General features: G+C 61.2%; 24 protein-coding genes. 16 read left to right on the top strand and 8 right to left on the bottom strand.

What is annotated here, in order from left to right; translation table 11 throughout:
- Positions 1-18: 18 nt before the first annotated feature.
- Both ADK28_RS24630 and ADK28_RS24635 read right to left on the bottom strand, forming a co-directional pair.
- Complete coding sequence (locus ADK28_RS24630; protein ID WP_033639262.1) at positions 19-1,020, bottom strand: LacI family DNA-binding transcriptional regulator; 1,002 nt, start codon at positions 1,018-1,020, stop codon at positions 19-21.
- 24 nt (positions 1,021-1,044) lie between these two features.
- Positions 1,045-2,427: an MFS transporter gene (locus ADK28_RS24635; RefSeq protein WP_048796920.1), complete on the bottom strand. Its 1,383-nt coding sequence runs from the start codon at positions 2,425-2,427 to the stop codon at positions 1,045-1,047.
- 392 nt (positions 2,428-2,819) lie between these two features.
- Between ADK28_RS24635 and ubiC the strand changes: the two genes are divergently transcribed.
- A complete protein-coding gene (gene ubiC, locus ADK28_RS24640; protein WP_048796921.1) occupies positions 2,820-3,335 on the top strand; it encodes a chorismate lyase in 516 nt (171 codons plus the stop codon).
- Between the two features lie 17 nt (positions 3,336-3,352).
- Positions 3,353-4,225 carry a 4-hydroxybenzoate octaprenyltransferase gene (ubiA, locus tag ADK28_RS24645; protein ID WP_048796922.1) on the top strand — a complete coding sequence of 291 codons (873 nt, stop codon included), beginning with the start codon at positions 3,353-3,355 and terminating at the stop codon, positions 4,223-4,225.
- A gap of 66 nt (positions 4,226-4,291) precedes the next feature.
- On the opposite strand, the gene plsB is transcribed toward ubiA, so the two are convergent.
- Positions 4,292-6,757, bottom strand: a complete 2,466-nt coding sequence (gene plsB / locus ADK28_RS24650) for a glycerol-3-phosphate 1-O-acyltransferase PlsB (RefSeq protein ID WP_033639266.1) — start codon at positions 6,755-6,757, stop codon at positions 4,292-4,294.
- A 148-nt stretch (positions 6,758-6,905) separates the two neighbouring features.
- On the opposite strand from plsB, the gene ADK28_RS24655 reads away from it, so the two are divergent.
- The 4 genes from ADK28_RS24655 (at position 6,906) to ADK28_RS24670 (ending at position 9,950) form a co-directional block, all read left to right on the top strand.
- On the top strand, positions 6,906-7,274 hold the full coding sequence (locus ADK28_RS24655) for a diacylglycerol kinase (protein ID WP_048796923.1): 369 nt from the start codon (positions 6,906-6,908) through the stop codon (positions 7,272-7,274).
- Between the two features lie 102 nt (positions 7,275-7,376).
- Complete coding sequence (lexA, locus tag ADK28_RS24660) at positions 7,377-7,985, top strand: transcriptional repressor LexA (RefSeq protein WP_004936736.1); 609 nt, start codon at positions 7,377-7,379, stop codon at positions 7,983-7,985.
- A 103-nt stretch (positions 7,986-8,088) separates the two neighbouring features.
- Positions 8,089-9,426, top strand: coding sequence for an MATE family efflux transporter DinF (gene dinF / locus ADK28_RS24665; RefSeq protein ID WP_033639267.1), 1,338 nt, complete (start codon positions 8,089-8,091; stop codon positions 9,424-9,426).
- A gap of 314 nt (positions 9,427-9,740) precedes the next feature.
- On the top strand, positions 9,741-9,950 hold the full coding sequence (locus ADK28_RS24670) for a CsbD family protein (RefSeq protein WP_004936743.1): 210 nt from the start codon (positions 9,741-9,743) through the stop codon (positions 9,948-9,950).
- Positions 9,951-10,051: 101 nt separating this feature from the next.
- Here ADK28_RS24670 and zur read toward each other — a convergent pair whose 3' ends face one another.
- The gene (gene zur, locus ADK28_RS24675; RefSeq protein WP_015379223.1) at positions 10,052-10,564 is read right to left on the bottom strand and encodes a zinc uptake transcriptional repressor Zur; all 513 of its coding nucleotides are present in this window, start codon (positions 10,562-10,564) and stop codon (positions 10,052-10,054) included.
- A gap of 245 nt (positions 10,565-10,809) precedes the next feature.
- Between zur and ADK28_RS24680 the strand changes: the two genes are divergently transcribed.
- Positions 10,810-11,382 (top strand): sugar O-acetyltransferase, encoded by a 573-nt coding sequence (locus ADK28_RS24680; protein WP_048796930.1) that lies wholly within the window; start codon positions 10,810-10,812, stop codon positions 11,380-11,382.
- Positions 11,383-11,412: 30 nt separating this feature from the next.
- Here the strand turns inward: ADK28_RS24680 and ADK28_RS24685 are convergent, their stop codons facing one another.
- Positions 11,413-11,958: an RNA polymerase sigma factor gene (locus ADK28_RS24685; protein WP_033639269.1), complete on the bottom strand. Its 546-nt coding sequence runs from the start codon at positions 11,956-11,958 to the stop codon at positions 11,413-11,415.
- Positions 11,959-11,976: 18 nt separating this feature from the next.
- Positions 11,977-12,510, bottom strand: a complete 534-nt coding sequence (locus ADK28_RS24690) for a tetratricopeptide repeat protein (protein WP_033639270.1) — start codon at positions 12,508-12,510, stop codon at positions 11,977-11,979.
- Between the two features lie 202 nt (positions 12,511-12,712).
- Between ADK28_RS24690 and dusA the strand changes: the two genes are divergently transcribed.
- Both dusA and pspG read left to right on the top strand, forming a co-directional pair.
- Positions 12,713-13,723: a tRNA dihydrouridine(20/20a) synthase DusA gene (dusA, locus tag ADK28_RS24695; RefSeq protein ID WP_048796924.1), complete on the top strand. Its 1,011-nt coding sequence runs from the start codon at positions 12,713-12,715 to the stop codon at positions 13,721-13,723.
- A gap of 157 nt (positions 13,724-13,880) precedes the next feature.
- Positions 13,881-14,099: an envelope stress response protein PspG gene (gene pspG, locus ADK28_RS24700; RefSeq protein ID WP_016930270.1), complete on the top strand. Its 219-nt coding sequence runs from the start codon at positions 13,881-13,883 to the stop codon at positions 14,097-14,099.
- A gap of 300 nt (positions 14,100-14,399) precedes the next feature.
- Here pspG and ADK28_RS24705 read toward each other — a convergent pair whose 3' ends face one another.
- The gene (locus ADK28_RS24705) at positions 14,400-15,383 is read right to left on the bottom strand and encodes a quinone oxidoreductase (protein ID WP_048796925.1); all 984 of its coding nucleotides are present in this window, start codon (positions 15,381-15,383) and stop codon (positions 14,400-14,402) included.
- A gap of 173 nt (positions 15,384-15,556) precedes the next feature.
- Between ADK28_RS24705 and dnaB the strand changes: the two genes are divergently transcribed.
- Both dnaB and alr read left to right on the top strand, forming a co-directional pair.
- On the top strand, positions 15,557-16,981 hold the full coding sequence (gene dnaB, locus ADK28_RS24710) for a replicative DNA helicase (RefSeq protein WP_025160134.1): 1,425 nt from the start codon (positions 15,557-15,559) through the stop codon (positions 16,979-16,981).
- Positions 16,982-16,998: 17 nt separating this feature from the next.
- Positions 16,999-18,078 (top strand): alanine racemase, encoded by a 1,080-nt coding sequence (alr, locus tag ADK28_RS24715; RefSeq protein WP_033639273.1) that lies wholly within the window; start codon positions 16,999-17,001, stop codon positions 18,076-18,078.
- Between the two features lie 44 nt (positions 18,079-18,122).
- Here alr and ADK28_RS24720 read toward each other — a convergent pair whose 3' ends face one another.
- On the bottom strand, positions 18,123-18,890 hold the full coding sequence (locus ADK28_RS24720) for a transporter substrate-binding domain-containing protein (protein WP_033639274.1): 768 nt from the start codon (positions 18,888-18,890) through the stop codon (positions 18,123-18,125).
- A gap of 215 nt (positions 18,891-19,105) precedes the next feature.
- Here ADK28_RS24720 and ADK28_RS24725 point away from each other — a divergent pair, with 215 nt between their 5' ends.
- The 5 genes from ADK28_RS24725 to ADK28_RS24745 all read left to right on the top strand — a co-directional run.
- Positions 19,106-19,573 carry an Lrp/AsnC family transcriptional regulator gene (locus ADK28_RS24725; protein ID WP_048796926.1) on the top strand — a complete coding sequence of 156 codons (468 nt, stop codon included), beginning with the start codon at positions 19,106-19,108 and terminating at the stop codon, positions 19,571-19,573.
- Between the two features lie 82 nt (positions 19,574-19,655).
- Positions 19,656-20,849, top strand: a complete 1,194-nt coding sequence (locus tag ADK28_RS24730) for an amino acid aminotransferase (RefSeq protein WP_016930265.1) — start codon at positions 19,656-19,658, stop codon at positions 20,847-20,849.
- 125 nt (positions 20,850-20,974) lie between these two features.
- Positions 20,975-21,391, top strand: a complete 417-nt coding sequence (locus ADK28_RS24735) for a secondary thiamine-phosphate synthase enzyme YjbQ (protein WP_016930264.1) — start codon at positions 20,975-20,977, stop codon at positions 21,389-21,391.
- Between the two features lie 4 nt (positions 21,392-21,395).
- Positions 21,396-21,749, top strand: coding sequence for an MmcQ/YjbR family DNA-binding protein (locus tag ADK28_RS24740; protein WP_016930263.1), 354 nt, complete (start codon positions 21,396-21,398; stop codon positions 21,747-21,749).
- 155 nt (positions 21,750-21,904) lie between these two features.
- Positions 21,905-22,056: maltose acetyltransferase domain-containing protein (locus ADK28_RS24745; protein WP_275452771.1), on the top strand; the 152-nt coding region annotated here is incomplete at its 3' end.

Genomic DNA, 22,056 nt, shown 5'->3' on the forward strand with positions numbered 1-22,056 from the left:
AGGTGTCCTGAAAAACCGCTAACAGCCGCATGAATGGCGGATGCGCAGTTGAAAAGCGAATTCATGCAGCTCGGCGGGCGCGGCGCCGGCGGCCAGCATGGCGATGGCCCGCTTGGCCATGGCGTCGATCGGCTGCTCGACCGCGCTGAGCGGCGGCACGCTGAATTCGGATTGCTGCGTGCCGTTAAAACAGATCAGCGCCAGATCGTCCGGCGCGCGCAGCCCATGTTCCGCCAGCGCCGACAGGCAGCCGAGCGCCTGCTGCTCGTTGGAGGTGAAAACGGCGCGTGGGCGCGGGCCTTGCACCATGCGCTGGGTGGCCTGGTAGCCGCCCTGGCGAGTGTAGGGGACCTCGAAAATCCACTCGTCGCGCGGCGCGATGCCCGCCTCCAGCAGCGCATCGCGCCAGCCGTTCAGGCGATCCTGCGCGTTGAGCATGGTTAGCGGGCCGATAAAAATGCCGATGTCGCGATAGCCGTGCTGCAGCAGATGGCGGGTCGCCTGGCAGGCGGCGTCGCGCTCGTCGACGCGAATGGCGCAGACCCCGGCCTGGCTGTCGATGGTATCTATCATCACGCAGGGCGTGCCGGAGGCGCGGATCAGCTCGAACCACGGATGGCGATCGACGCTGGTGTACAACAGGCCGTCGACCTGGCGGCGCAGCAGGTTGTTGATCAGCTCATATTCGCGCTGCCGGTCGTCGCCGGCGTCGCCCAGCAGCAGCACGCGGCCGCGGCTGAAGGCCTCTTGCTGCAGCGCCCGCGCCAGCGTGGCGAAGAACGGATTGGAAATATCCGGCACCACCAGCCCATAGGTTTGCGTGCTGCCGGAGGCCAATGCCCGTGCGATGTCGTTAGGCCGGTAGCCGGTCTGCTCGATCGCCGCCAGCACGCGCAGCCGGGTGGCTTCCGCCACCGGGCGCGGGCCGTTGTTGATCACATAGCTGACCACGGCGACGGAGGTGCCCGCTATGCGAGCCACGTCGGCGCGGGTCACGCGGCGCGCGGAGTGATTATCCAAATTGAGGTCCTGTTCGCCTTCCCGCTACGCGGCATCCTGCGGCAGGTTGAGATCGCGGCCGCGGGTTTCGGGAGCAAAGAAGGTGGTGATTAAGCCGATGGCCGCCATTACAACAAAATAGCAGGCGACAGGCCACCAGTGACCGAAACCGGACAGCAGCGCGGTGGCGATCAGCGGCGCGGTGCCGCCGGAGAGGATCGACCCAAGCTCCTTGGCGAACGCCATTTTGGAGTAGCGGTTCTTCACGCCGAACAGTTCGACGCCATAGGCCGCCTGTACGCCGAAGATCCCCAGCGATGCGATGCACATGCCGACCACGATCACCGAGATGACGATCGCCGGCTCACGGCTGTCGAGCAGCCAGAACGCCGGGAAAGCGTACAGCACCAGCAGCAGGCAGAACCACCGGTAGGTGATGCGGCGGCCGAAGCGATCGGAGAGCCAGCCGGCCAGCGGGATCACCAGAAAACCGCACAGTGAGGCGATCAGCACCGCCAGCGCCGGCACTGATTTATCGACCATCAGCACCTTGGCGACATAGCCGACGATAAAGCCCTGGCACAGGTAGGAGGGGCCGTTTTCGCCGATGCGCAGGCCGAGCATCACCCAGAACGCCTTGGTGCGTTGCAGGTAGCTGCGTGAGTCCGGCACGGCCTGGGCGGCGTCCAGCATGCGCTGGTGGTTTTGCTGCAGCTCGCGTTCGAACACCGGCGTTTCCCGCACGTGGCGGCGCAGGTACAGCGCCGCGCCGGCGATCAGAATGCTGGCGAGGAACGGAATGCGCCAGCCCCAGCTCATCAGATCTTCCTTGTCCAGCTGCAGCACCAGCAGCCACACCAGCGACGCCAGCAGGGTACCGCTGTTGGAGCCGATGGCGATGATCGACGCGACCAGCCCGCGCCGCTTGGCCGGCGCGTATTCCGCCAGCATCACCGCCCCGCCGGACAGCTCCGCACCGGCGCCGAACCCCTGCGCGAAGCGCAGGATCACCAGGCAGGCGGGCGCCCAGACGCCGATTTGCGCATAGGACGGGATCAGACCGATCAATGTGGTGGAGAGGCCCATCAGCGCCACGGTGGTGATCAGCACCACGCGGCGGCCTTTGCGGTCGCCGATCCAGCCGAACACCAGCGCGCCGATCGGCCGCGCGACGAAGCCGACGGAGTAGGTGGCGAAACTGGCCAGCAGCGCCACCAGCGGCGTGGCTTCGGGGAAGAACACGTCGCCGAACACCATGCCGGCCGCCAGGCCGTACAGCGCGAAGTCGACGTATTCCATGGCGGTGCCGAGCCAGCAGGAGAAGGTGGCGCGCCAAAATTGGCTGCGCCCCTCTTTGGTTGCCAGGCGTTCATCGGCCGCCAGCGCGGCGTCGGCTGTCTGTGAAGGGGCAAGCGTTGTTTCGCTCATGGCAGTGCTATCCTCTTTTGTTCTACGCCTGGAGGGGCGCGGTTAAAGATGGTTTCCCTGGTGCCGGCAACAAAGGTGTGCCGACAAATCATGTCGGACGCATGGCGATTCAACGCTGCCGTATCAGGGTATCTACGCGCGTAGATAACACAACGCGAGGAAGCTGAAACTTTGCGGGCGATCACAGAATCGTCAGCACGCCGGGAAATGAAGATAGAGAATGCGGATGGCAAAAAGATGACAGAACCCCGGTTTTTCCGGTCGACAGACCTGCCGTTTTCGCCACGAATCAGCCTGCCGCTTTCGCATTTCTGCGCTACAATGGGGGCCTGTTAACAGTTTGTATCGTCTGGCGCGCCGTACCGGCTGCGGTTCAGGCGAGGAGTAAAGCAATGTCTGGCATCAGGGATTCCATCCTGCCGCCGCTGGAGTGGTTATCCGAACAGGATCCTCCGGCGCCCGCCGCCGTCAGCGACTGGCTGATGGAGTTAGGCTCCATGACCCGCCGATTTGAACGCCATTGCGCCCAGGTGCGCGTTGAACCGCAGCGCGAATGCTTCGTCACGCGCGAGGTGCTGGGCGACGAGGCGAACCACCTGCCCGACAGCCCGCGCTACTGGCTGCGCGAAGTGGTGCTGCTGGGCGACGGCCAGCCCTGGCTGCTGGGGCGCACGGTGATCCCGGAACATACGCTGACCGGCCCCGACCAGGCGCTGGTGGATCTGGGCACGCTGCCGCTGGGGCGCTATTTGTTCAGCAGCGGCGATCTGACCCGCGACTATATCCATATCGGCCGACAGGACGCGCTGTGGGCGCGTCGTTCACGGCTGCGGCTGGCGGGCAAGCCGCTGCTGCTGACCGAACTGTTTTTACCGGCTTCACCGCTGTATTCAGCGGTTCCTGCATAAGAGAGGAGAACAAGACGTTGGAGGGAAGCGTGACTCAAAGTAAATGGCGGGCTTACAGCCATTTGATGCGCATTGATAAACCGATCGGCACGCTGTTGCTGTTGTGGCCGACGCTGTGGGCGCTGTGGCTGGCCGGGAAAGGCGTGCCGCCGCTGTCGATTCTGGTGGTGTTCGTGCTCGGCGTGTTCCTGATGCGCGCCGCCGGCTGCGTGGTGAATGACTACGCCGATCGCGCGGTGGACGGCTACGTAAAGCGCACCGCCGGGCGGCCGATGCCGAGCGGCCGGGTGAGCGCGAAAGAGGCCAAAGTGCTGTTCGTGGTGCTGGTGCTGATTTCGTTCTGCCTGGTGTTGACGCTGAATGCGATGACCATCTGGCTGTCGCTGGCGGCGCTGGCGCTGGCCTGGGTGTATCCGTTTATGAAGCGGGTGACCAACCTGCCGCAGTTCGTGCTGGGCGCCGCGTTCGGCTGGGGCATTCCGATGGGCTATGCGGCGGTCAGCGAATCGTTGCCGCTCAGCTGCTGGCTGCTGCTGCTGGCGAACATCTGCTGGACGGTAGCCTATGACACGCTGTATGCGATGGTCGATCGCGACGATGATCTGAAAATCGGCATCAAGTCCACCGCCATCCTGTTCGGGCGTTATGACAAGCTGATCGTCGGGCTGTTGCAGTTCGCGACGTTGTTGCTGCTGGCGTGGATTGGTTATCTGGCGCAGCTCGGCGGCGCGTTTTACTGGTCGCTGTTGCTGGCGGGCGCGCTGTTCATTCACCAGCAGAAGCAGATCGCCGGGCGCGAGCGCGAAGCCTGCTTCAAGGCCTTCCTGCAGAACAACTATGTCGGGCTGGTGGTGTTTATCGGCATCGCGCTGAGCTATCTGCCGGCGTAACGGTTTCCTGCAGCAAGAAAAAAGGCACCCCAAGGGGTGCCTTTTGTGTTTTCGCGCCGGGCGAAATCACTCGTCTTTCTCTTCTTCCGCATCGGTTTGCGGCAGAGCGTTAGTCTCTTCCGGCATGTTGACGCTTTCGATGGTCAGCTTGATTTCCGGCGTGATCAGATCGCTCAGCATGCTGTACACCTCGAGGGTGTGCTCGCGGATCGCATCGCCGCTGTCGTTGATGTAACCTTCTTCACGCAGCGTCGCCACCAGGGTGGAGAACACCGCCTTGTCGAAGAACTCCGGCGCGTTGATGCCGTGCAGCACCGACAGACGCTGCGCCATGATGCGGCTCTCTTTTTCCAGCGCGCCGCGGTTGATGCTCGGGTTGGCGCTGAGGATCGACATGGTGATGGCGTAGCGTTGCAGGGTTTCGCGCACCCCGGCGGCCAGCAGCTGCAGCGGGCGAATGCGCGCCGGGTTGAGCACCAGATCGTCGCCTTTGTCGCAGATCAGCTGTTGACGGATCAGCTCGTCGATCATCGGCCGCAGCACTTCCGGCAGCTGTTCCTTGTCGTTATGCAGGAACAGCTCGGCTTTCAGCATCGGGTAGATCATGCCGATCTGGCGCAGCAGCTCGGCGCGCGATACCCGGCGGTGATGCATCACGATGCTGGCGATCAGCGACGGCAACACCAGCAGGTGGTGGATGTTGTTGCGGTAATAGGTCATCAGCACCGCCTGCTCGCGCGGCAGAATGATGATGTCGCCGATGTTGTCCTTTTCCACCTCGAACTTGTTCATGTTCAGCGCGTGATCCAGCAGCTCGTCCGGCGTTTGCGTCGGTACGGTGACGTCATGCGCGTAAGGCGCGTTGCGCATCAGCTGCAGGTAGCACTCGAGCTGTTCGACCAGCTGTTCGCGGGTCAGCGAACGCTGACGCGAGGCCAGCAGCGCGGTGGAACACAGGTTCATGGCATTGGCCGCGGCGGCATTGTTGATGCGCACCATGATCTGGCCGGCCAGATCGTTGACCGTCGGCGTCAGCCAGCTTGGACGCTGAGCTTCGATCGGATCGATCGACTCGCGCCACTGCGGCACGTTCTGGTTGAGGTAAGCTGTCAACGGCAGCGGTTCGCCGAAGTTGACGTAACCCTGACCCAGGTTGCGCAGCTTGCGCAGGCCGCGCAGCATCTGCGGCAGGCTTTCTTTTTCCTTGGTGGCGCCGCGCAGCTCTTTGGCGTAGGTACCCACTTCCATCACGTGCTCGTAACCGATGTAAATCGGCACCAGCGTGATCGGACGGGTGCCGCCGCGCAGCATCGCCTGAATGGTCATCGACAGGGTGCCGGTCTTCGGCTCCAGCAGGCGCCCGGTGCGGGAACGGCCGCCTTCCACGAAGTATTCCACCGAGTAACCGCGGGTGAACAGCTCGCCGAGGTATTCGCGGAACACCGTCGAGTACAGCTTGTTGCCCTTGAAGGTGCGGCGGATGAAGAACGCGCCCAGGCGACGGAAGATCGGGCCGGCCGGCCAGAAGTTGAGGTTGATGCCCGCGGCGATGTGCGGCGGCACCAGGCCCTGGTGATACAGCACGTAGGACAGCAGCAGATAGTCCATGTGGCTGCGGTGGCAGGGCACGTAGACGATCTCGTGGCCGTCCTGCGCCAGCTGGCGCACGCGCTCGGCGTTGGTGACGTTGATGCCCTGATACAACCGGTTCCAGGTCCAGCTCAGCACGCGATCGGACAGACGCACGGTTTCGTAGGAGAAGTCGGCGGCGATCTCTTCCATCAACGCGATGGCGTTCTGCTGGGCCTTCTCGTGCGAGATCTTCTTGCTGCGCGCTTCGTCCTCGACCGCTTTTTCGATCGCTTTGGACGCCAGCAGCTTGTTGAACAGATCCTGACGGGCCGGCAGGCTTGGGCCCACCGCGGCCAGGCGCTGGCGCGAGAAGTGCATGCGCGCCACGCGCGCCAGTTTCTGCGCGATGGTTTTATCCGTGCCGTGTTCGGTAGCCATGCGGCGCAGCGACACGGTGTTGGAGAAACGCACGAAGCTGTCGCGGCCGAGCCACAGCACGGCGAAGAACTTCTGCACGCCGTTCAACAGACGCAGGTGCGGCGTGCCGTGGCCTTCGCGGCCCGGCGAACGGCCAAACATCACCGAAACCGGCAGCATCTGAATGTCGAGATCCGGGTTGCTGCGATGCAGATCCAGATAGTCGTGGAACAGCTTTACCGACTCTTCTTTCGGGGTGTAGTAGCGGAACACGCGCGGGCCGTCGTGAATGAACACGTAGCTCGGCAGCACGGTGCCGTCGATCTCCAGCGAGTTGAGCGGATCAGGCAGATCCTGCGCCAGGCACTGGGTGCGCAGCGTCAGCAAATCCGCCTTGGAATTGTAAGGTAAAACATACAAAATCGGCCGTGAGGGATCCAACCCTAGCTCGGTAACCGGATCTGAAGGGATGACCTTACTTCTTACCAACAATTTAAGTGGTAAATTCAATATTTTATAATAAATTTTACGCCAACCTGACATAACAACGTGAAGCCTCTTGTTAGCAATGCGCCGCAAGCATACCAGAAACCGGGTAGCAGATCTGTGGTGTTCGAAAACCGAGAGCCGTCAGCGCGGACTGTTCTAGACTCTTTTTATTATGACCGACCTCTGAGAAAGGCACGAAAACATGGCAAACCAAGCAACCGGACTGACCCGCATCATCAAGGCCGCCGGCTATTCCTATAAAGGGCTATCCGCCGCCTGGCAGCACGAAGCGGCTTTCCGCCAGGAACTGGTGGTCACCCTTCTGGCTATCATACTGGCTGTCTGGCTGGATGTGGGTGCGATAGCGCGCATTTTATTGATCGGATCGGTAGCGCTGGTGATGATCGTCGAGATCCTGAACAGCGCGATCGAGGCGGTGGTGGATCGCATCGGCAGCGAACATCACGAGCTGTCCGGGCGGGCCAAGGACATGGGATCGGCGGCGGTGTCGCTGGCGATCGCGCTGGCGCTGTTCGTTTGGGGCACGGTCCTATGGCAGCATTTAGGCTGACGAAAAGCGCCTACTGACTGATTTTTATTTATTCTTCGGTTCCCAATCCGCGCTTACCTGTATATACTCACAGCAAGACTGTATAAACAAACAGGGGGCGGAATGAAAGCACTAACTACCAGACAGCAAGAGGTCTACGATCTGATTCGCGAGCACATTTCGCAAACGGGCATGCCGCCAACGCGTGCCGAGATCGCGATGCGTCTGGGGTTCCGTTCGCCTAACGCCGCCGAAGAACACCTGAAGGCGCTGGCACGCAAAGGCGTGATCGAAATCGTCTCCGGTGCCTCACGCGGTATCCGTCTGCTGATGGAAGAAGAAGAAGGGCTGCCGCTGATCGGCCGCGTCGCCGCCGGCGAGCCGCTGCTGGCGCAGCAGCACATCGAAGGGCACTACCAGGTGGATCCTTCCCTGTTTAAACCGAGCGCCGATTTCCTGCTGCGGGTGAACGGCATGTCAATGCGCGACATCGGCATTCTGGACGGCGATCTGCTGGCGGTGCACAAAACGCAAGACGTGCGCAACGGCCAGGTCGTGGTGGCGCGGATCGAAGACGAAGTGACGGTCAAGCGCTTGAAAAAGCACGGCAACGTGGTTGAACTGCTGCCGGAGAACAACGAATTCCAACCGATAGTGGTCGATCTGCGTCAGCAGAATTTCACTATCGAAGGGCTGGCGGTCGGCGTGATCCGCAACGGCGACTGGATTTAATCGCCGGCCCATCACCGCCGCTCCCTGTATCAATCGCCCCTGTTTTGGGGCGTTTTTGTTTCTGACTTCGCCCTTTGTCACTCAGTCACAGGAACATCCCATCATGCGCCTGATTTCCGCCTTCACCAGCGACACCGATAAAGCCCTGTGGCGCCTCGCCCTGCCGATGATCTTCTCCAATATTACCGTGCCGCTGCTCGGGCTGGTGGACACCGCGGTGATCGGCCACCTCGACAGCCCGATCTACCTGGGGGGCGTGGCGATCGGCGCGGTGGCGACCAGCTTCCTCTTCATGCTGCTGTTATTCCTGCGCATGAGCACCACCGGCCTCGCGGCGCAAGCGCTGGGGGCACAGAACCCGCAAGCGCTGGCGCGCGCCTTTATGCAACCGCTGCTGCTGGCGCTGTTGGGCGGCGCGGCGATCGTCCTGCTGCGTTATCCGCTGATCGAACTGGCGCTGCGGATCGTCGGTGGCGATGGCGAGGTGCTGGAACAGGCGCGGCGTTTTCTTGAGATCCGTTGGTTAAGCGCCCCGGCGGCGCTGGCCAATCTGGTGCTGCTGGGCTGGCTGCTCGGCGTGCAGTACGTGCGGGCGCCGGTGATCCTGCTGATCGTCGGCAACCTGCTGAACATCGTGCTGGATATCTGGCTGGTGATGGGCCTGGGCTGGAACGTGCGGGGGGCGGCGGCGGCAACCGCCATCGCCGAATACGCTACGCTGCTGCTCGGCCTGTGGTTGGCGTGGCGGGTGATGCGCCTGCGCGGTATTACCCTGCAGATGCTGCGCCAGGCCTGGCGTGGCGATCTGCGTCGCCTGCTGGCGCTCAACCGCGACATCATGCTGCGTTCACTGTTGCTGCAACTGTGCTTTGCGTCGTTGACCATTTTCGGCGCTCGCCTGGGAAGCGAGGTGGTGGCGGTCAATGCGGTATTGATGAATCTGCTGACGTTCACCGCCTATGCGCTCGACGGTTTTGCTTATGCGGTGGAGGCTCATTCGGGCCACGCCTACGGCGCCCGGGACGACAGCCAACTGCGCAAGGTGTGGCACGCGGCCTGCAGGCAGGCAGGGCTGGTCGCGTTGGCCTTCGGCCTGGCGTATGCCGTTACCGGCCAGCAGATCGTGGCGGCATTGACCTCTTTGCCGGAACTGCGTGCGTTGGCCGCACATTATTTGCCCTGGCAGGTCATTCTGCCGCTGGTCGGGGTATGGTGCTATTTGCTGGACGGCATGTTTATCGGCGCCACGCGCGGCGCCGAGATGCGTAACAGCATGGCGGTGGCCGCTGCGGGATACGGTCTGGCGCTGTTCAGCGTGCCGCTGCTAGGCAACCACGGGCTCTGGCTGGCGCTGGCGGTGTTTCTGGCGCTGCGCGGCCTGGCGTTGGGCTGGATTTGGCACCGTCATCAGGTGCGCGGCAGTTGGTTTGCTGCACGCTAGGTCGAACGCTTTGTTGGGTTATTCATTAATTTATCTTATGTTTTGTTCGTGTTTGCTTACATGTTTTCAGTCCAGACCCGTTCGCGTTAGCTCGTTGTTTGTTGGCGTTTTTTGTTTTTATTGTGTTTTTTAATGGTTTTTTATTCTGCAAATTGGCTTTTTTATTTTCATGTTTAACTAGAATGAATCATGTGGCTGGTAAATGAAGGGGAGCGTTGCTTCTTAAGGTGAAGGGAGCATCAGCCAGAAAAGTTTCTGGTTAACCCCGGCCGGCGACAGGGATCACTGATTCACCACAGGTTAACGGAGAGACTATGAATAAAGATCAAGCCGACGGTAACTGGAAGCAGCTGAAAGGCAAAGTGAAAGAGAAATGGGGCAAGCTGACCGATGACGATCTGACGGTCATCGAAGGGAAACGCGAACAGCTGGTCGGCAAAATCCAGGAGCGCTACGGTTACCAGAAAGAGGCGGCCGAAAAAGAGGTGAAAGCCTGGGAAGATCACACCAAACACCGCTGGTAATCTGCAGGGCCGCCATTGAAGGCGGCTTGCACAGCGCAGGCCGGCGTCGCTCCATCCTCTGGCGCTCCGGCCGCAGGTACAGGGAGGTACCTGATTTTGTCTTACTTCTTCTTGATGGCGATGCTGTGATCGTGTTCGGCGCAGTCATGCTTGCTGTCGCAAGCTTCAACTTCCACGCAGCCGGCGCACAGACCGTGCGCTTCCACTACGCTGTGCCGCAGCGCAAATCCGGCCTCCTGAGCCAGCTTCTGCAGCGTTTCCTCTACGCCTTCGGTGGTGCGTTCGGTCACCTGGCCGCAGCGGTCGCAGATAAACAGCGCGGACGTATGCATCGGCTGTTCGAAGTGGTGGCACAGCACGTAGCTGTTGGCGGACTCCACCCTATGGATAAACCCTTGCTCCAGCAGAAAATCCAGCGCGCGGTAGACCGTCGGCGGCTTGGCCTGCGGTTCGGCGACGCGCAGCAGATCGAGCAGGTCGTAAGCGCTGATTGCACCGGGTTGCTGAGTCATCAGACGCAGCACTTCCAGCCGTTGCGGCGTCAATCGCACATTGCGTTGCTGGCAGAGGCGTTCCGCCTGCGCCAGCAGCTTTTCCTGGGTGGTTGAGTTCATCGCAAATATCCCGGTACGTAAAAAAGCCGATTTTACCATGATTACGGCGAATCGCCGAGAGTTGCCCCCTTTTCCCCTGAGGATAGCGCAGAGAAAGGCGCGCTGAGCGCGCTAAAAGAGAGATGCATCACAACTTTTCCCCTCCGCCGGACGGCAAATCAACGTTGCCGATTTTAGCGCTGGAGAGCAGCGGGCGAGAGCGGTATAACGCGCTTCATCCGCGTGATAAGCAGGAGCCTTTTGTGATGACGGAAAGAGAGAAGCTGTTAAGCGGCCTGGAGTACAACAGCCGCGATGAAGAACTGATCGCCCTGTACCATCGAGCCAGGGCGTTGACCAAAAGCCTGGAGGCACTGGATTCGCATCAGGCGGACGAGAAAAATCGCCTGCTCGGCGAGCTGTTCGGCATCTGGGGTGAGGCGAGCTGGATCGAAACGCCATTCTGGTGCGACTACGGGCAGCATGTCCGCATCGGCAAAAACTGTTTTATCAACGTCAATGCGGTGTTCCTCGACTGCAACACCATCACCATCGGCGACAACACGCTGATCGGCCCCAACGTGCAAATCTACACGCCGAGTCATCCGCTGAAGGCCGGTGAACGCTTTACCGGCGATCCGGCTTTTCCTTTCCGCACCTCGGCGCAGCCGGTGTCCATCGGCAGCAACGTGTGGATCGGCGGCAACGTGGTGATCCTGCCGGGAGTGACCATCGGCGATGGCACGACTATCGGCGCGGGCAGCATCGTCACCGGCGACATTCCGGCCAATGTGCTGGCGCTGGGGCAGCCGTGCCGGGTTATCCGCGCGTTGGAATAGGGCGCTGAATACGAATCGGCGGCCAGCGGTTTATCGGCGAGTGCGGGGCAAGGGGGGAGGAGGGGTCTTCTTATGGTGCGAATCGTCGTTTGGCAACTGGCGGTCATCGGCCAAGGCCTGACGTGCGGCCGCAAGGCGGCTCATGACGGTGCCGATTGGCACCGCCAGCACTTTCGCCGCTTCCCGGTAGGACAGCCCTTCGACATACACCAAAAACAGCGCGTTGCGCTGGGCCGCTGGCAGCCGGCTTACGCGCCGCATCACTTCATTGAGCCAGACTGGCTGTTCACCGTTGTCCGCATCGCCAAGCTCTTCCGCCGCCATGCAGCCTTGCCCCTGGCGAAGATGCTGGGCGCGAACTTCATTGAGCCAGATGGAGTGCAGGATGGAAAACAACCAGCGATCCAGGTGAGAACCGGGGGTGAATTGCGCGGCGCGCTCCAGCGCACGCACGCAGGTCGCCTGCACCAGATCGTCGGCGATATCCCGCCGGTGCGAAAGCACCAGCGCATAGCGCCACAGGCGGGAGAGATAGTGGCCGAGTTCATCGCGTATCGCATCGCCGCTGATAGTCACCTCCGCAGGCGCGTCGGATCAAGATTCCGGGTGGCGGTCGATGGCTGCCGCCAAATCACGGTACTCCTCGCACCCGGTGCCGCACAGCGACTGGATCACCTGCAGCTGTTGGCGCGCCAGGTCGGGCCGCCCTTTCAGCATATAGGCTTCCCCCAGGTACTCGCGCACTTTGGGGTATTTCGGATCGAGGGCGACTGATTTTAAATAATAGCCGATACCCTCATCGGTGCGGCCAAGTTTGCGCGTGGCGTAGCCGCGATAATTCAGTGCGACGGCGGTGTTGGGATTTTTAAGCGTGTTGAGCATATCGATCGCTTCCTGATAGCGGCCGCTTTTCGCCAGTGCATAGGCATAGTTAGTGCGGTCGGCGTCGTCGACTTTGCTGCTTTTATCCACCGTGCAGGTCTGGGTCTTACTGTCATAGACCTGGCCTTTCGGACAGGTCGGCGGGGTTTGGCCGCTGCCGTCGCCGCCCATCGCCAGCGCCCCGCCGGAAAACAGCAGGCAGCCGGCAATGGTCGATGCCAGCAGGCGTTTAATGAAGCTGTTCATGGTTGTGTCCTCAAGGCAGAGGCGCCGTGCGCGCCCGTAATGAGATAACACCTGAACGCGTGAATTTATTCGCCTTACTCCCGCTTATTTACGCCGCCGGCAAGGCGGTTTTCCCAACGGCGCCGATTGTCGTTATAATAGCCGTTTGCGGCCGCGCGCCGTTCGTTGAACCCAGACAGACTCAGGTAGCCAGTAACTCAGCATGACGAAAGACAACCACGCCCCAACCTACGCCGCCAATCGCTTCTCCATCGCGCCAATGCTCGACTGGACCGATCGTCATTGCCGTTACTTCCACCGCCTGCTGACCAAGGAAACGCTGCTGTACACCGAAATGGTGACCACCGGCGCGATCATACACGGCAAGGGTGACTACCTGGCCTACAGTGAAGAAGAGCATCCTGTGGCGCTGCAGCTGGGCGGCAGCGATCCGGCCTCGCTGGCGCACTGCGCCAAACTGGCGGAGCAGCGCGGTTATGACGAGATTAACCTCAACGTCGGCTGTCCGTCCGATCGCGTGCAAAACGGCATGTTCGGCGCCTGCCTGATGGGCCAGGCGACGCTGGTCGCCGACTGCATCAAGGCGATGCGCGACGTCGTATCGATACCGGTGACGGTGAAGACCCGCATCGGCATCGACGATCAGGACAGCTACGCCTTCCTGTGCGACTTTATCCAGACCGTCGCCGGGCGCGGCGAGTGCGACATGTTCACTATCCACGCTCGCAAAGCCTGGCTCTCCGGCCTCAGCCCGAAAGAGAACCGCGAAGTGCCGCCGCTGGACTACCCGCGCGTTTATCAGTTGAAGCGGGATTTCCCGGCGCTGACCATCGCCATCAACGGTGGAGTGAAAACGCTGGAAGAGGCGCAACAGCACCTGCAGCATCTGGACGGCGTGATGATGGGGCGCGAGGCGTACCAGAATCCGGGCATCCTGGCGCGGGTCGACAGCGAACTGTTCGGCGCGCAGACCGCGGTGCCGGACAGCGTGGCGATCGTCGAAGCGCTGTATCCGTATATTGAGCGCGAGCTGTCCAACGGCACCTATCTCGGCCACATCACCCGCCACATCCTCGGTTTGTTCCAGGGGGTGCCGGGCGCGCGCCAGTGGCGTCGCCACCTGAGCGAGAACGCCCACAAGCCGGGCGCCGATGCGCGGGTGGTGGAGCAGGCGCTGGCGTTGGTGCGTCAGCCGCGCGTCGAAATGGCGTAACCCACAAAAAGTTTGACCAATAGTTAGTCTTTTTCGCCAGGCATTCGGCGTATTGCCGGATGTCGGCCCCGTTTTTTCAATAGGTTAGCCATTCCGCCATTCTGGCACGCTTCTTGTAATCCACTCTGCAGATACGTTGAGTTGCAAAGGAGCAATCATGTTGGAAATCTTCTTTCTCATTGGCTTTGTGGTGATGCTGATGGTGACCGGCATCTCGCTGCTGGGGATCTTCGCTGCGCTGTTGGCGGCGGCGGCGTTCATGCTGTTGGGCGGGTTGTTCGCGGTGGTGATTAAGCTGTTGCCGTGGTTGATTTTGGCGGTGGTTGGGGTATGGATTTACCGTTCGATGCAGAAACCCCAGATCCGGCGTTACTGATTTTTTGCCGAATAATCAGTCAGTCGCGATGAAACTTGCATAACTGCCCGCCACGCTAATGCGGCAGCGATCACAGCTTGGCAGTTTTACCCGGCGATGTGGCACATAAAGCGTGTTTTTTGCCGGACGGGGCTGTTAGGATGTTGGTCGATGCAGTGATGCGACCGATTTCATCACCGTGAGAGACAACCAAAATTCGTGTTGCTGAAGCAACCCCCGGTCTCTGGCGGACTCTGCTCTACCCCTACAAAACGCAGTAACAGAAAGGGCTCCGCAAGGAGCCCTTTTCTTTTGCCGCGATCAGGGGATCAGCAGACTGGAGCCACTGGTGCTGCGGCTTTCCAATACTTGGTGTGCCCGCTGGGCGTCGGCCAGCGCGAATTTCTGCTCGTCTTTCACTTCCACCCGAATGGCGCCGCTGCCGATCAGGGAGAACAGCTCGTTGCTGGCGTACTGCAGCTCGGCGCGGTTGGTGATGTAGCCGTTGAGGGAAGGGCGGGTGACGTACAGCGAGCCCTTCTGATTCAGCAGCGCCAGATCGACGCCGGTCACCGGGCCGGAGGCGTTGCCGAAGCTCACCATCAGGCCGCGCCGCTTCAGGCTGTCGAGTGAGGCCAGCCAGGTGCTTTTACCCACCGAATCGTACACCACGCCGACCTTCTCGCCCTGCGTCAGCTCGGCCACCCGCTGGGCGATATCCTCTTTGTGGTAGTTGATGGTGGCCCAGGCGCCGGCCTGTTTCGCCAGCGCGGCCTTCTCGTCGGAACCGACGCTGCCGATCAGGCGCGCACCCAGCGCTTTCGCCCACTGGCAGGCGATCAGCCCGACGCCGCCGGACGCGGCATGGAACAGGAACACTTCACCCGGTTGCACGTCATAGGTCTGGCGCAGCAGGTAGTATACCGTCAGCCCTTTGAGTAAAGAGGCTGCACCCTGTTCAAAACTCAGGTTGTCCGGCAGCAGCGCCACGCGTTCTGCCGAGACGTTGTGGATCTCGCTGTAGGCGCCGAGCGCCGATTGCGCATACACCACCCGGTCGCCAGGTTTGAGGAAGCTGACCCCGGCGCCGACCTTGGTCACCACGCCGGCCGCCTCGGTGCCGAGGCCGCTCGGCAGGCTCGCCGGCGCATACAGGCCGCTGCGTACATAGGTATCGATGTAGTTGATGCCGATCGCCTTGTTCTCGATCTGCACTTCGCCGGCAGCCGGATCGAGCGGTGTAAAATCAACGTATTGCAAGACTTCCGGCCCGCCGGTGGCGGAGAATTGAATGCGCTTGGCCATGTTCTACCCTCATTTGGTTATCTGAATTCACCCTATGCCTTTTGGCTGCGGAGGTCTAGCCTGCCCGTGCGCCGGCCTGTGGCAATTATGCGGCGGAATCGTGCGGAAAAATCACGTATACTCTTGCGTCAGCAGCCTCACCCTCATTCGCAACCGGATAAAGACTACGTTTCATGGCAGGAAAAAAACCAACCAACAAAACAAACGCGGACGAAACCAGAGAGCGTTCCAGAGATCGTCAGATGGAAGGGCTGAAGATGCCGCCGCACTCGCTGGAGGCAGAACAGTCGGTGTTGGGCGGTTTGATGCTGGATAACGAGCGCTGGGACAACGTGGCGGAGCGCGTGGTCGCCAACGACTTCTTCAGCCGCCCGCACCGCCTGATCTTTACCGAGATGCAGCGTCTGCTGGAGATGAGCAAGCCGATCGACCTCATCACCCTGTCCGAATCGCTCGAGCAGAAGGGCGAGCTGGACTCGGTCGGCGGCTTCGCCTACCTGGCCGAGCTGTCGAAAAACACCCCGAGCGCCGCCAACATCGGCGCCTACGCGGACATCGTGCGCGAGCGCGCGGTGGTGCGCGAAATGATCTCGGTGGCTAACGAGATCGCCGACGCCGGGTACGATCCGCAGGGGCGCAGCAGCGAAGACCTGCTCGATCTGGCGGAATCCCGCGTGTTCCAAATCGCCGAGAACCGCGCCAGCAAAGACGAAGGCCCGAAGGGCATCGAGCGCATCCTGGAAGACACCGTGTCGCGCATCGAGCAGCTGTATCAGCAGCCGCACGACGGCGTGACCGGGGTCGATACCGGCTATCAGGACCTCAACAAGAAAACAGCGGGCATGCAAAAGTCCGATCTGATCATCGTCGCCGCCCGTCCTTCGATGGGGAAAACCACCTTCGCCATGAACCTGTGCGAAAACGCCGCGATGACCCAGGAAAAACCGGTGCTGATCTTCAGCCTGGAGATGCCCGGCGAGCAGATCATGATGCGTATGCTGGCGTCGCTGTCGCGCGTGGATCAGACGCGCATCCGTACCGGCCAGCTCGACGACGAGGACTGGGCGCGCATTTCCAGCACCATGGGCATCCTGCTGGAGAAGCGCAACATGTACATCGACGATTCCTCCGGCCTGACGCCGACCGAAGTGCGCTCGCGCGCGCGGCGTATTTTCCGCGAGCACGACGGGCTTAGCCTTATCATGATCGACTACCTGCAGTTGATGCGCGTGCCGGCCCTGTCCGACAACCGTACGCTGGAGATCGCCGAGATTTCGCGCTCGCTGAAGGCGCTGGCGAAAGAGCTGCAGGTGCCGGTGGTGGCGCTGTCGCAGCTGAACCGAAGCCTGGAGCAGCGCGCCGACAAACGCCCGGTCAACTCCGATCTGCGTGAATCCGGCTCTATCGAGCAGGATGCCGACCTGATTATGTTCATCTATCGTGATGAGGTGTATCACGAGAACAGCGATCTGAAAGGGATCGCGGAAATTATTATCGGTAAGCAGCGTAACGGCCCCATCGGCACCGTGCGCCTTACCTTTAACGGCCAGTGGTCGCGTTTCGACAACTACGCGGGGCCACAATACGATGACGAATAATCAGCTAAGGAACTGAAATGAAAGCGGCAACCGCTGTAATCGACCGCCGCGCTCTGCGACATAATCTGCAACAGGTGCGCCGCCAGGCGCCGCAAAGCCGCCTGATTGCCGTTGTGAAAGCAAACGCTTATGGACATGGCCTGCTGGAAACAGCACACACCCTGCAAGACGCCGACTGCTACGGCGTGGCGCGCATCGGCGAGGCGCTGATGCTGCGCTCCGGCGGCATCGTCAAACCGATCCTGCTGCTGGAAGGCTTCTTCTGTGCCGAAGACCTGCCGGTGCTGGTGGCGAACAACATCGAAACCGCGGTGCACTGCATCGAACAGCTCGAAGCGCTGGAGCAGGCCGAACTGGCGCGCCCGGTGCCGGTGTGGATGAAGCTCGATACCGGCATGCATCGGCTGGGGGTGCGTCCCGAACAGGCGGAAGCGTTTTATCAGCGCCTGTGCGCCTGCCGCAACGTGGCGCAGCCGGTCAATATCATGAGCCACTTCAGCCGCGCCGATGAGCCGGAGTCCGACGCCACCCTGAAACAGATCGCCTGCTTCGAGCAGTTCGCGCGCGGCAAACCGGGCCAGCGCTCGGTCGCCGCCTCCGGCGGCACGCTGCTGTGGCCGGACGCCCACAACGAGTGGGTGCGTCCCGGCATCATTCTGTACGGCGTGTCGCCGCTGGATAACGGCAGCGGCGCCGAGCATGGTCTGCAGCCGGCGATGACTCTGAAATCCAGCCTGATCGCGGTGCGCGAGCACAAGGCCGGCGAAGCGGTCGGCTACGGCGGCGCCTGGGTAAGTCCGCGCGATACCCGGCTGGGCGTGGTGGCGATGGGATACGGCGACGGTTACCCGCGCAGCGCGCCGACCGGCACGCCGATCCTGATCAACGGCCGTGAAGTGCCGATCGTCGGCCGGGTGTCGATGGACATGATTTCGGTCGATCTCGGGCCGGATGCCGCCGATAAGGTGGGGGATGAAGCGGTGCTGTGGGGGCCGGCATTGCCGGTTGAGCGTATCGCCGCCTGCACCGGCATCAGCGCTTATGAACTGATCACCAAGCTCACGCAGCGCGTGGCGATGGAATACATCGGCGACTGATGCGCCGCAGGGGCCGACGCGCGTCGGCCCCGTTTCTCAGCGCGTTACTTCTTTACCGCCAACCACTTATCGATAATTTTCTGATACTCGCCGGTCGCCTTGGCCAGGTGCAGCCACTGATCCACATACAGTTTCCAACTCAGATCGTCGCGCGGCAGCATGTAAGCCTTCTCGCCGTACTGCATCGGTTTGGTCGGATTCACCGCGCACAGCTTCGGATAGCGCTTTTGTTGGTACAACGCCTCGGAGGCGTCGGTGATCATCACGTCCGCCTTGCGATCCACCAACTGCTGGAAAATGCTCATGTTGTCGTGCGTCAGCGTCAGTTTGGCCTTCGGCAGATAGGCGTGCACGAAGGCTTCATTGGTGCCGCCCGCCGGTTCCAACAGACGCACCGACGGTTTGTTGATCTGTTCTATCGTGCGGTATTTCTTCACGTCGGTGCAGCGCACCAGCGGGATTTTGCCGTCGGTATCCAGCTTGTCGGCGAAGAACACCTGCTTTTGCCGCTCCAGCGTGACGGAGATGCCGCCCATGGCGATGTCGCACTTGCCGCCGACGAAGTCCGGGGTCAGGGTTTTCCAGCTGGTTTTCACCCACTTCACCTTGGCGCCCAGGCTCTTCGCCAGCGATTCCGCCATGTCGATATCGATGCCTTCATAGCCGCCGTCTTCCTTGAGGAAGGTATAGGGCTTGTAGTCGCCGGTGGTGCAGACCTCCAGGGTCTTTTGCTGCAGCACCTTGTCCAGGTGGGATTGCGCGCCGGCGCCGCCGGCGGCGAGCAGCAGCGCGAGGGGGAGAAGCTTTTTCATCTGGCGTCCTTTTTATACATTCGTGGTTTTATGCGTTACTTCGCCGTTAATTGTCGTTTGCCTGCATGAGTTAGCCGTTTTTTATGCCGCTTACCGACGAAAACGCCGGGCGTTGCTGCTGTACGCGATTCAAACGCCAGGGTGTGACGTCGGCAACGGTAAAAAAACTGGTAGGCTGTAACGTCAACATTTATTAACACAGTTTACAGGTGGCTATGTACAACATTGACGATTTTGATATGAAAATCCTGACGCTGTTACAGGCCAACGGCCGTCTGACCAATCAGGAACTGAGCGAGTTGGTGGGGCTTTCCGCTTCCCAGTGCTCACGGCGGCGCATCAGCCTGGAGCAGGCGCAGCTGATCCGCGGTTACCACGCGCGGCTGGCGCCGGAGGCGGTCGGCCTGGGGCTGGTGGGGCTGATCGAAGTCAGCCTGATCACGCACGCGCAGGAGCAGATCGACAGCTTTCATCAGATGCTGGAGAACGTGGACGCGATCCTCGACGCTTACAAGACCACCGGCGACGCCGATTACCTGCTGAAAGTGGCGGTGGCTGACCTGCCGGCGCTGAGCGAATTCATCAGCCAGACGCTGTCGCCGCACAAAAGCGTGGCGCATATCAAAACGGCGGTGGTGCTCAATCGCATCAAGGAAAACGGTTTGTTGCCGGTGACGAGATAAAGCTAAAACCGAATGCGCTTTTCCGTCTATATTAGGAACGTAACGCTGTGCCCAAACCACAATAAACCAGGAGAAAAACCCCGTGTTCCAGAACGTTGACGCCTATGCCGGCGATCCCATTCTGTCGCTGATGGAAAAATTCAAACAAGACCCGCGTGCGCACAAGGTGAACCTGAGTATCGGCCTGTACTACGATGCGCAGGGCATCATTCCGCAGATGCGGGCGGTCGCTGCGGCGGAAGCGCAGTTGAACAGCGTCGAGCACGGCGCCTCGGTATACCTGCCGATGGAAGGGCTGCAACCCTACCGTTCCGCCATCCAGCAGTTGCTGTTCGGCGCGCAGCACCCGATGCTGCAGCAGGGGCGCATCGCCACCATTCAGACCGTCGGCGGTTCCGGCGCGTTGAAAGTGGGCGCCGACTTCCTGAAAACCTATTTCCCGGATTCGCAGGTGTGGGTCAGCGATCCGACCTGGGAAAACCACGTCGCCATCTTCAGCGGCGCCGGTTTCAAAGTGAATACCTACCCGTATTTCGACAGCGAAAGCCTGGGCGTGAAGTTCGACGCCATGCTCGCTGCGCTGAAACAGCTGCCGAAGCACAGCATCGCGCTGCTGCACCCGTGCTGCCACAACCCGACCGGTTCCGACCTGACTCCCGCCCAGTGGGATGAGGTGGTCAAGGTGATCGCCGAGCGTGAAATCATTCCGTTCCTCGATATCGCCTATCAGGGCTTCGGCGGCGGCATGGAGCAAGACGCCTACGCCATTCGCGCCATCGCGGCGGCCGGCCTGCCGTGCCTGGTGAGCAACTCGTTCTCGAAGATTTTCTCGCTGTACGGCGAGCGCGTCGGCGGCCTGTCGGTGGTGTGCGAAAGCGAAGAGGCGGCCGGGCGCGTGTTGGGCCAGCTGAAGGCCACCGTGCGCCGCAACTACTCAAGCCCGCCAAACTTCGGCGCGCAGCTGGTGGCCAAGGTGCTGAACGACGCCCAGCTCAAAACCCAGTGGCTGGACGAAGTGGAGAGCATGCGCACCCGCATTCTCGAGATGCGTCACGCGCTGGTGGACACCTTGAAGAGCGCGCTGCCGCAGCGCAACTTTGACTACCTGTTGGCGCAGCGCGGCATGTTCAGCTACACCGGCTTCAGCGCGGCGCAGGTCGATCGCTTGCGTGAAGAGTTCGGCGTCTACCTGATCCACAGCGGCCGCATGTGCGTGGCCGGCCTGAACCACAACAACGTGCGTCAGGTGGCCGAGGCGTTTGCCGCGGTGCAGTAACGCCTGTTAGTCTGAACGGACGTTCATCGGGAGCGATAGCGATATCGCTCCTTTTTTATTGCCGGCGCGCCGCCGAAGTTGCCGCAAACCGGAGAGAGAATATACTGATTGAGGGGCGCTCACTCATGTGGCATCAGCAAACGCTAATCCTCAGCGCAAAAGCGCGTGGCTTTCATCTGGTTACCGACGAGATCACCAACCAGTTAACCCACTTACACCGCCTGCAAACCGGCTTGCTGCATCTGTTGCTGCAGCACACCTCGGCCTCGCTGACGCTCAACGAGAACTGCGATCCCACGGTGCGAGCCGATATGGAGCAGCATTTCCTGCGTCAGGTGCCGGAAAACGCACCCTATCAGCATGACTACGAAGGGCCGGACGACATGCCGGCGCACATCAAATCCTCGCTGCTGGGCGCTTCCTTGACGCTGCCCGTCAGGCATGGGCGGCTGATGTTGGGCACATGGCAGGGCATCTGGCTGGGGGAGCACCGCATCCACGGCGGAGCACGCCGTATTGTGGCCACATTACAGGGGGAATAACCCAATGAATAACAGCGCATTGCTGGAGTACTGCATGGCGAAGCCGGGCGCGGAGCAGAGCGACCAGAACCAGTGGCAGGCCAGCCAGATCAAGGTGGGCGACGTGATGTTCGCCATGGTGTGCGAGATCGAAGGGCGGCCGGCGCTGGCGGTCAAGTCCAGCCCGGAGCTGGCGGAAAGCCTGCGTGAACACCATCCGGAGATCGTCGCCTGCGACGGCCTGAACAAGGCGCACTGGAATACGGTGTTTCTCGACGGCAACCTGCCGAACTCGCAGTTTTACACGCTGATCGACAGCTCCTATCAGCTGGTGGTGGAAGGCCTGCCCGAACACGTGCGCCAGGAACTGCGCGCCTGAATGCCGGGCGGCGGCGCCCGTTTTTCTCCTGTTTTCCCGTGTTAAATCGTGATCGCGGTTTTAAATTGGGAACGTTCCCTTTTTGTCGCCAGGCAAAAGCGACTACGCTTGGGCATTCAAGAAACGCGGATAAGATTAAGGAGGCCGACATGGCCATGAGCGAAGAAAAGCGCAAGATGATCGCCGGGGAACTGTACGACGCCGGCGATGACCTGCTGCGCAGCGAACGTCGGCGCGCGCGCCAGTTGACGCATCGCTATAACCACTCCTCGCCGGAAGAGGGTGAGCTGCGCAAACAGTGGCTGGG

Source organism: Serratia sp. 506_PEND, assembly GCF_001076875.1.
Classification (GTDB): Bacteria; Pseudomonadota; Gammaproteobacteria; order Enterobacterales; family Enterobacteriaceae; genus Serratia; species Serratia marcescens.

Bases quoted from the DNA above. Each gene is read 5' to 3' on its own strand.
- dusA (WP_048796924.1), top strand. From the start codon at position 12,713: ATGACGAAAGACAACCACGCCCCAACCTACGCCGCCAATCGCTTCTCC.
- ADK28_RS24740 (WP_016930263.1), top strand. From the start codon at position 21,396: ATGAATAACAGCGCATTGCTGGAGTACTGCATGGCGAAGCCGGGCGCG.
- ADK28_RS24670 (WP_004936743.1), top strand. From the start codon at position 9,741: ATGAATAAAGATCAAGCCGACGGTAACTGGAAGCAGCTGAAAGGCAAA.
- lexA (WP_004936736.1), top strand. From the start codon at position 7,377: ATGAAAGCACTAACTACCAGACAGCAAGAGGTCTACGATCTGATTCGC.
- ADK28_RS24635 (WP_048796920.1), bottom strand. From the start codon at position 2,427: ATGAGCGAAACAACGCTTGCCCCTTCACAGACAGCCGACGCCGCGCTG.
- alr (WP_033639273.1), top strand. From the start codon at position 16,999: ATGAAAGCGGCAACCGCTGTAATCGACCGCCGCGCTCTGCGACATAAT.
- ubiC (WP_048796921.1), top strand. From the start codon at position 2,820: ATGTCTGGCATCAGGGATTCCATCCTGCCGCCGCTGGAGTGGTTATCC.
- pspG (WP_016930270.1), top strand. From the start codon at position 13,881: ATGTTGGAAATCTTCTTTCTCATTGGCTTTGTGGTGATGCTGATGGTG.
- ADK28_RS24680 (WP_048796930.1), top strand. From the start codon at position 10,810: ATGACGGAAAGAGAGAAGCTGTTAAGCGGCCTGGAGTACAACAGCCGC.
- ADK28_RS24735 (WP_016930264.1), top strand. From the start codon at position 20,975: ATGTGGCATCAGCAAACGCTAATCCTCAGCGCAAAAGCGCGTGGCTTT.
- ADK28_RS24655 (WP_048796923.1), top strand. From the start codon at position 6,906: ATGGCAAACCAAGCAACCGGACTGACCCGCATCATCAAGGCCGCCGGC.
- zur (WP_015379223.1), bottom strand. From the start codon at position 10,564: ATGAACTCAACCACCCAGGAAAAGCTGCTGGCGCAGGCGGAACGCCTC.
- ADK28_RS24720 (WP_033639274.1), bottom strand. From the start codon at position 18,890: ATGAAAAAGCTTCTCCCCCTCGCGCTGCTGCTCGCCGCCGGCGGCGCC.
- dnaB (WP_025160134.1), top strand. From the start codon at position 15,557: ATGGCAGGAAAAAAACCAACCAACAAAACAAACGCGGACGAAACCAGA.
- plsB (WP_033639266.1), bottom strand. From the start codon at position 6,757: ATGTCAGGTTGGCGTAAAATTTATTATAAAATATTGAATTTACCACTT.
- dinF (WP_033639267.1), top strand. From the start codon at position 8,089: ATGCGCCTGATTTCCGCCTTCACCAGCGACACCGATAAAGCCCTGTGG.
- ADK28_RS24725 (WP_048796926.1), top strand. From the start codon at position 19,106: ATGTACAACATTGACGATTTTGATATGAAAATCCTGACGCTGTTACAG.
- ADK28_RS24705 (WP_048796925.1), bottom strand. From the start codon at position 15,383: ATGGCCAAGCGCATTCAATTCTCCGCCACCGGCGGGCCGGAAGTCTTG.
- ADK28_RS24690 (WP_033639270.1), bottom strand. From the start codon at position 12,510: ATGAACAGCTTCATTAAACGCCTGCTGGCATCGACCATTGCCGGCTGC.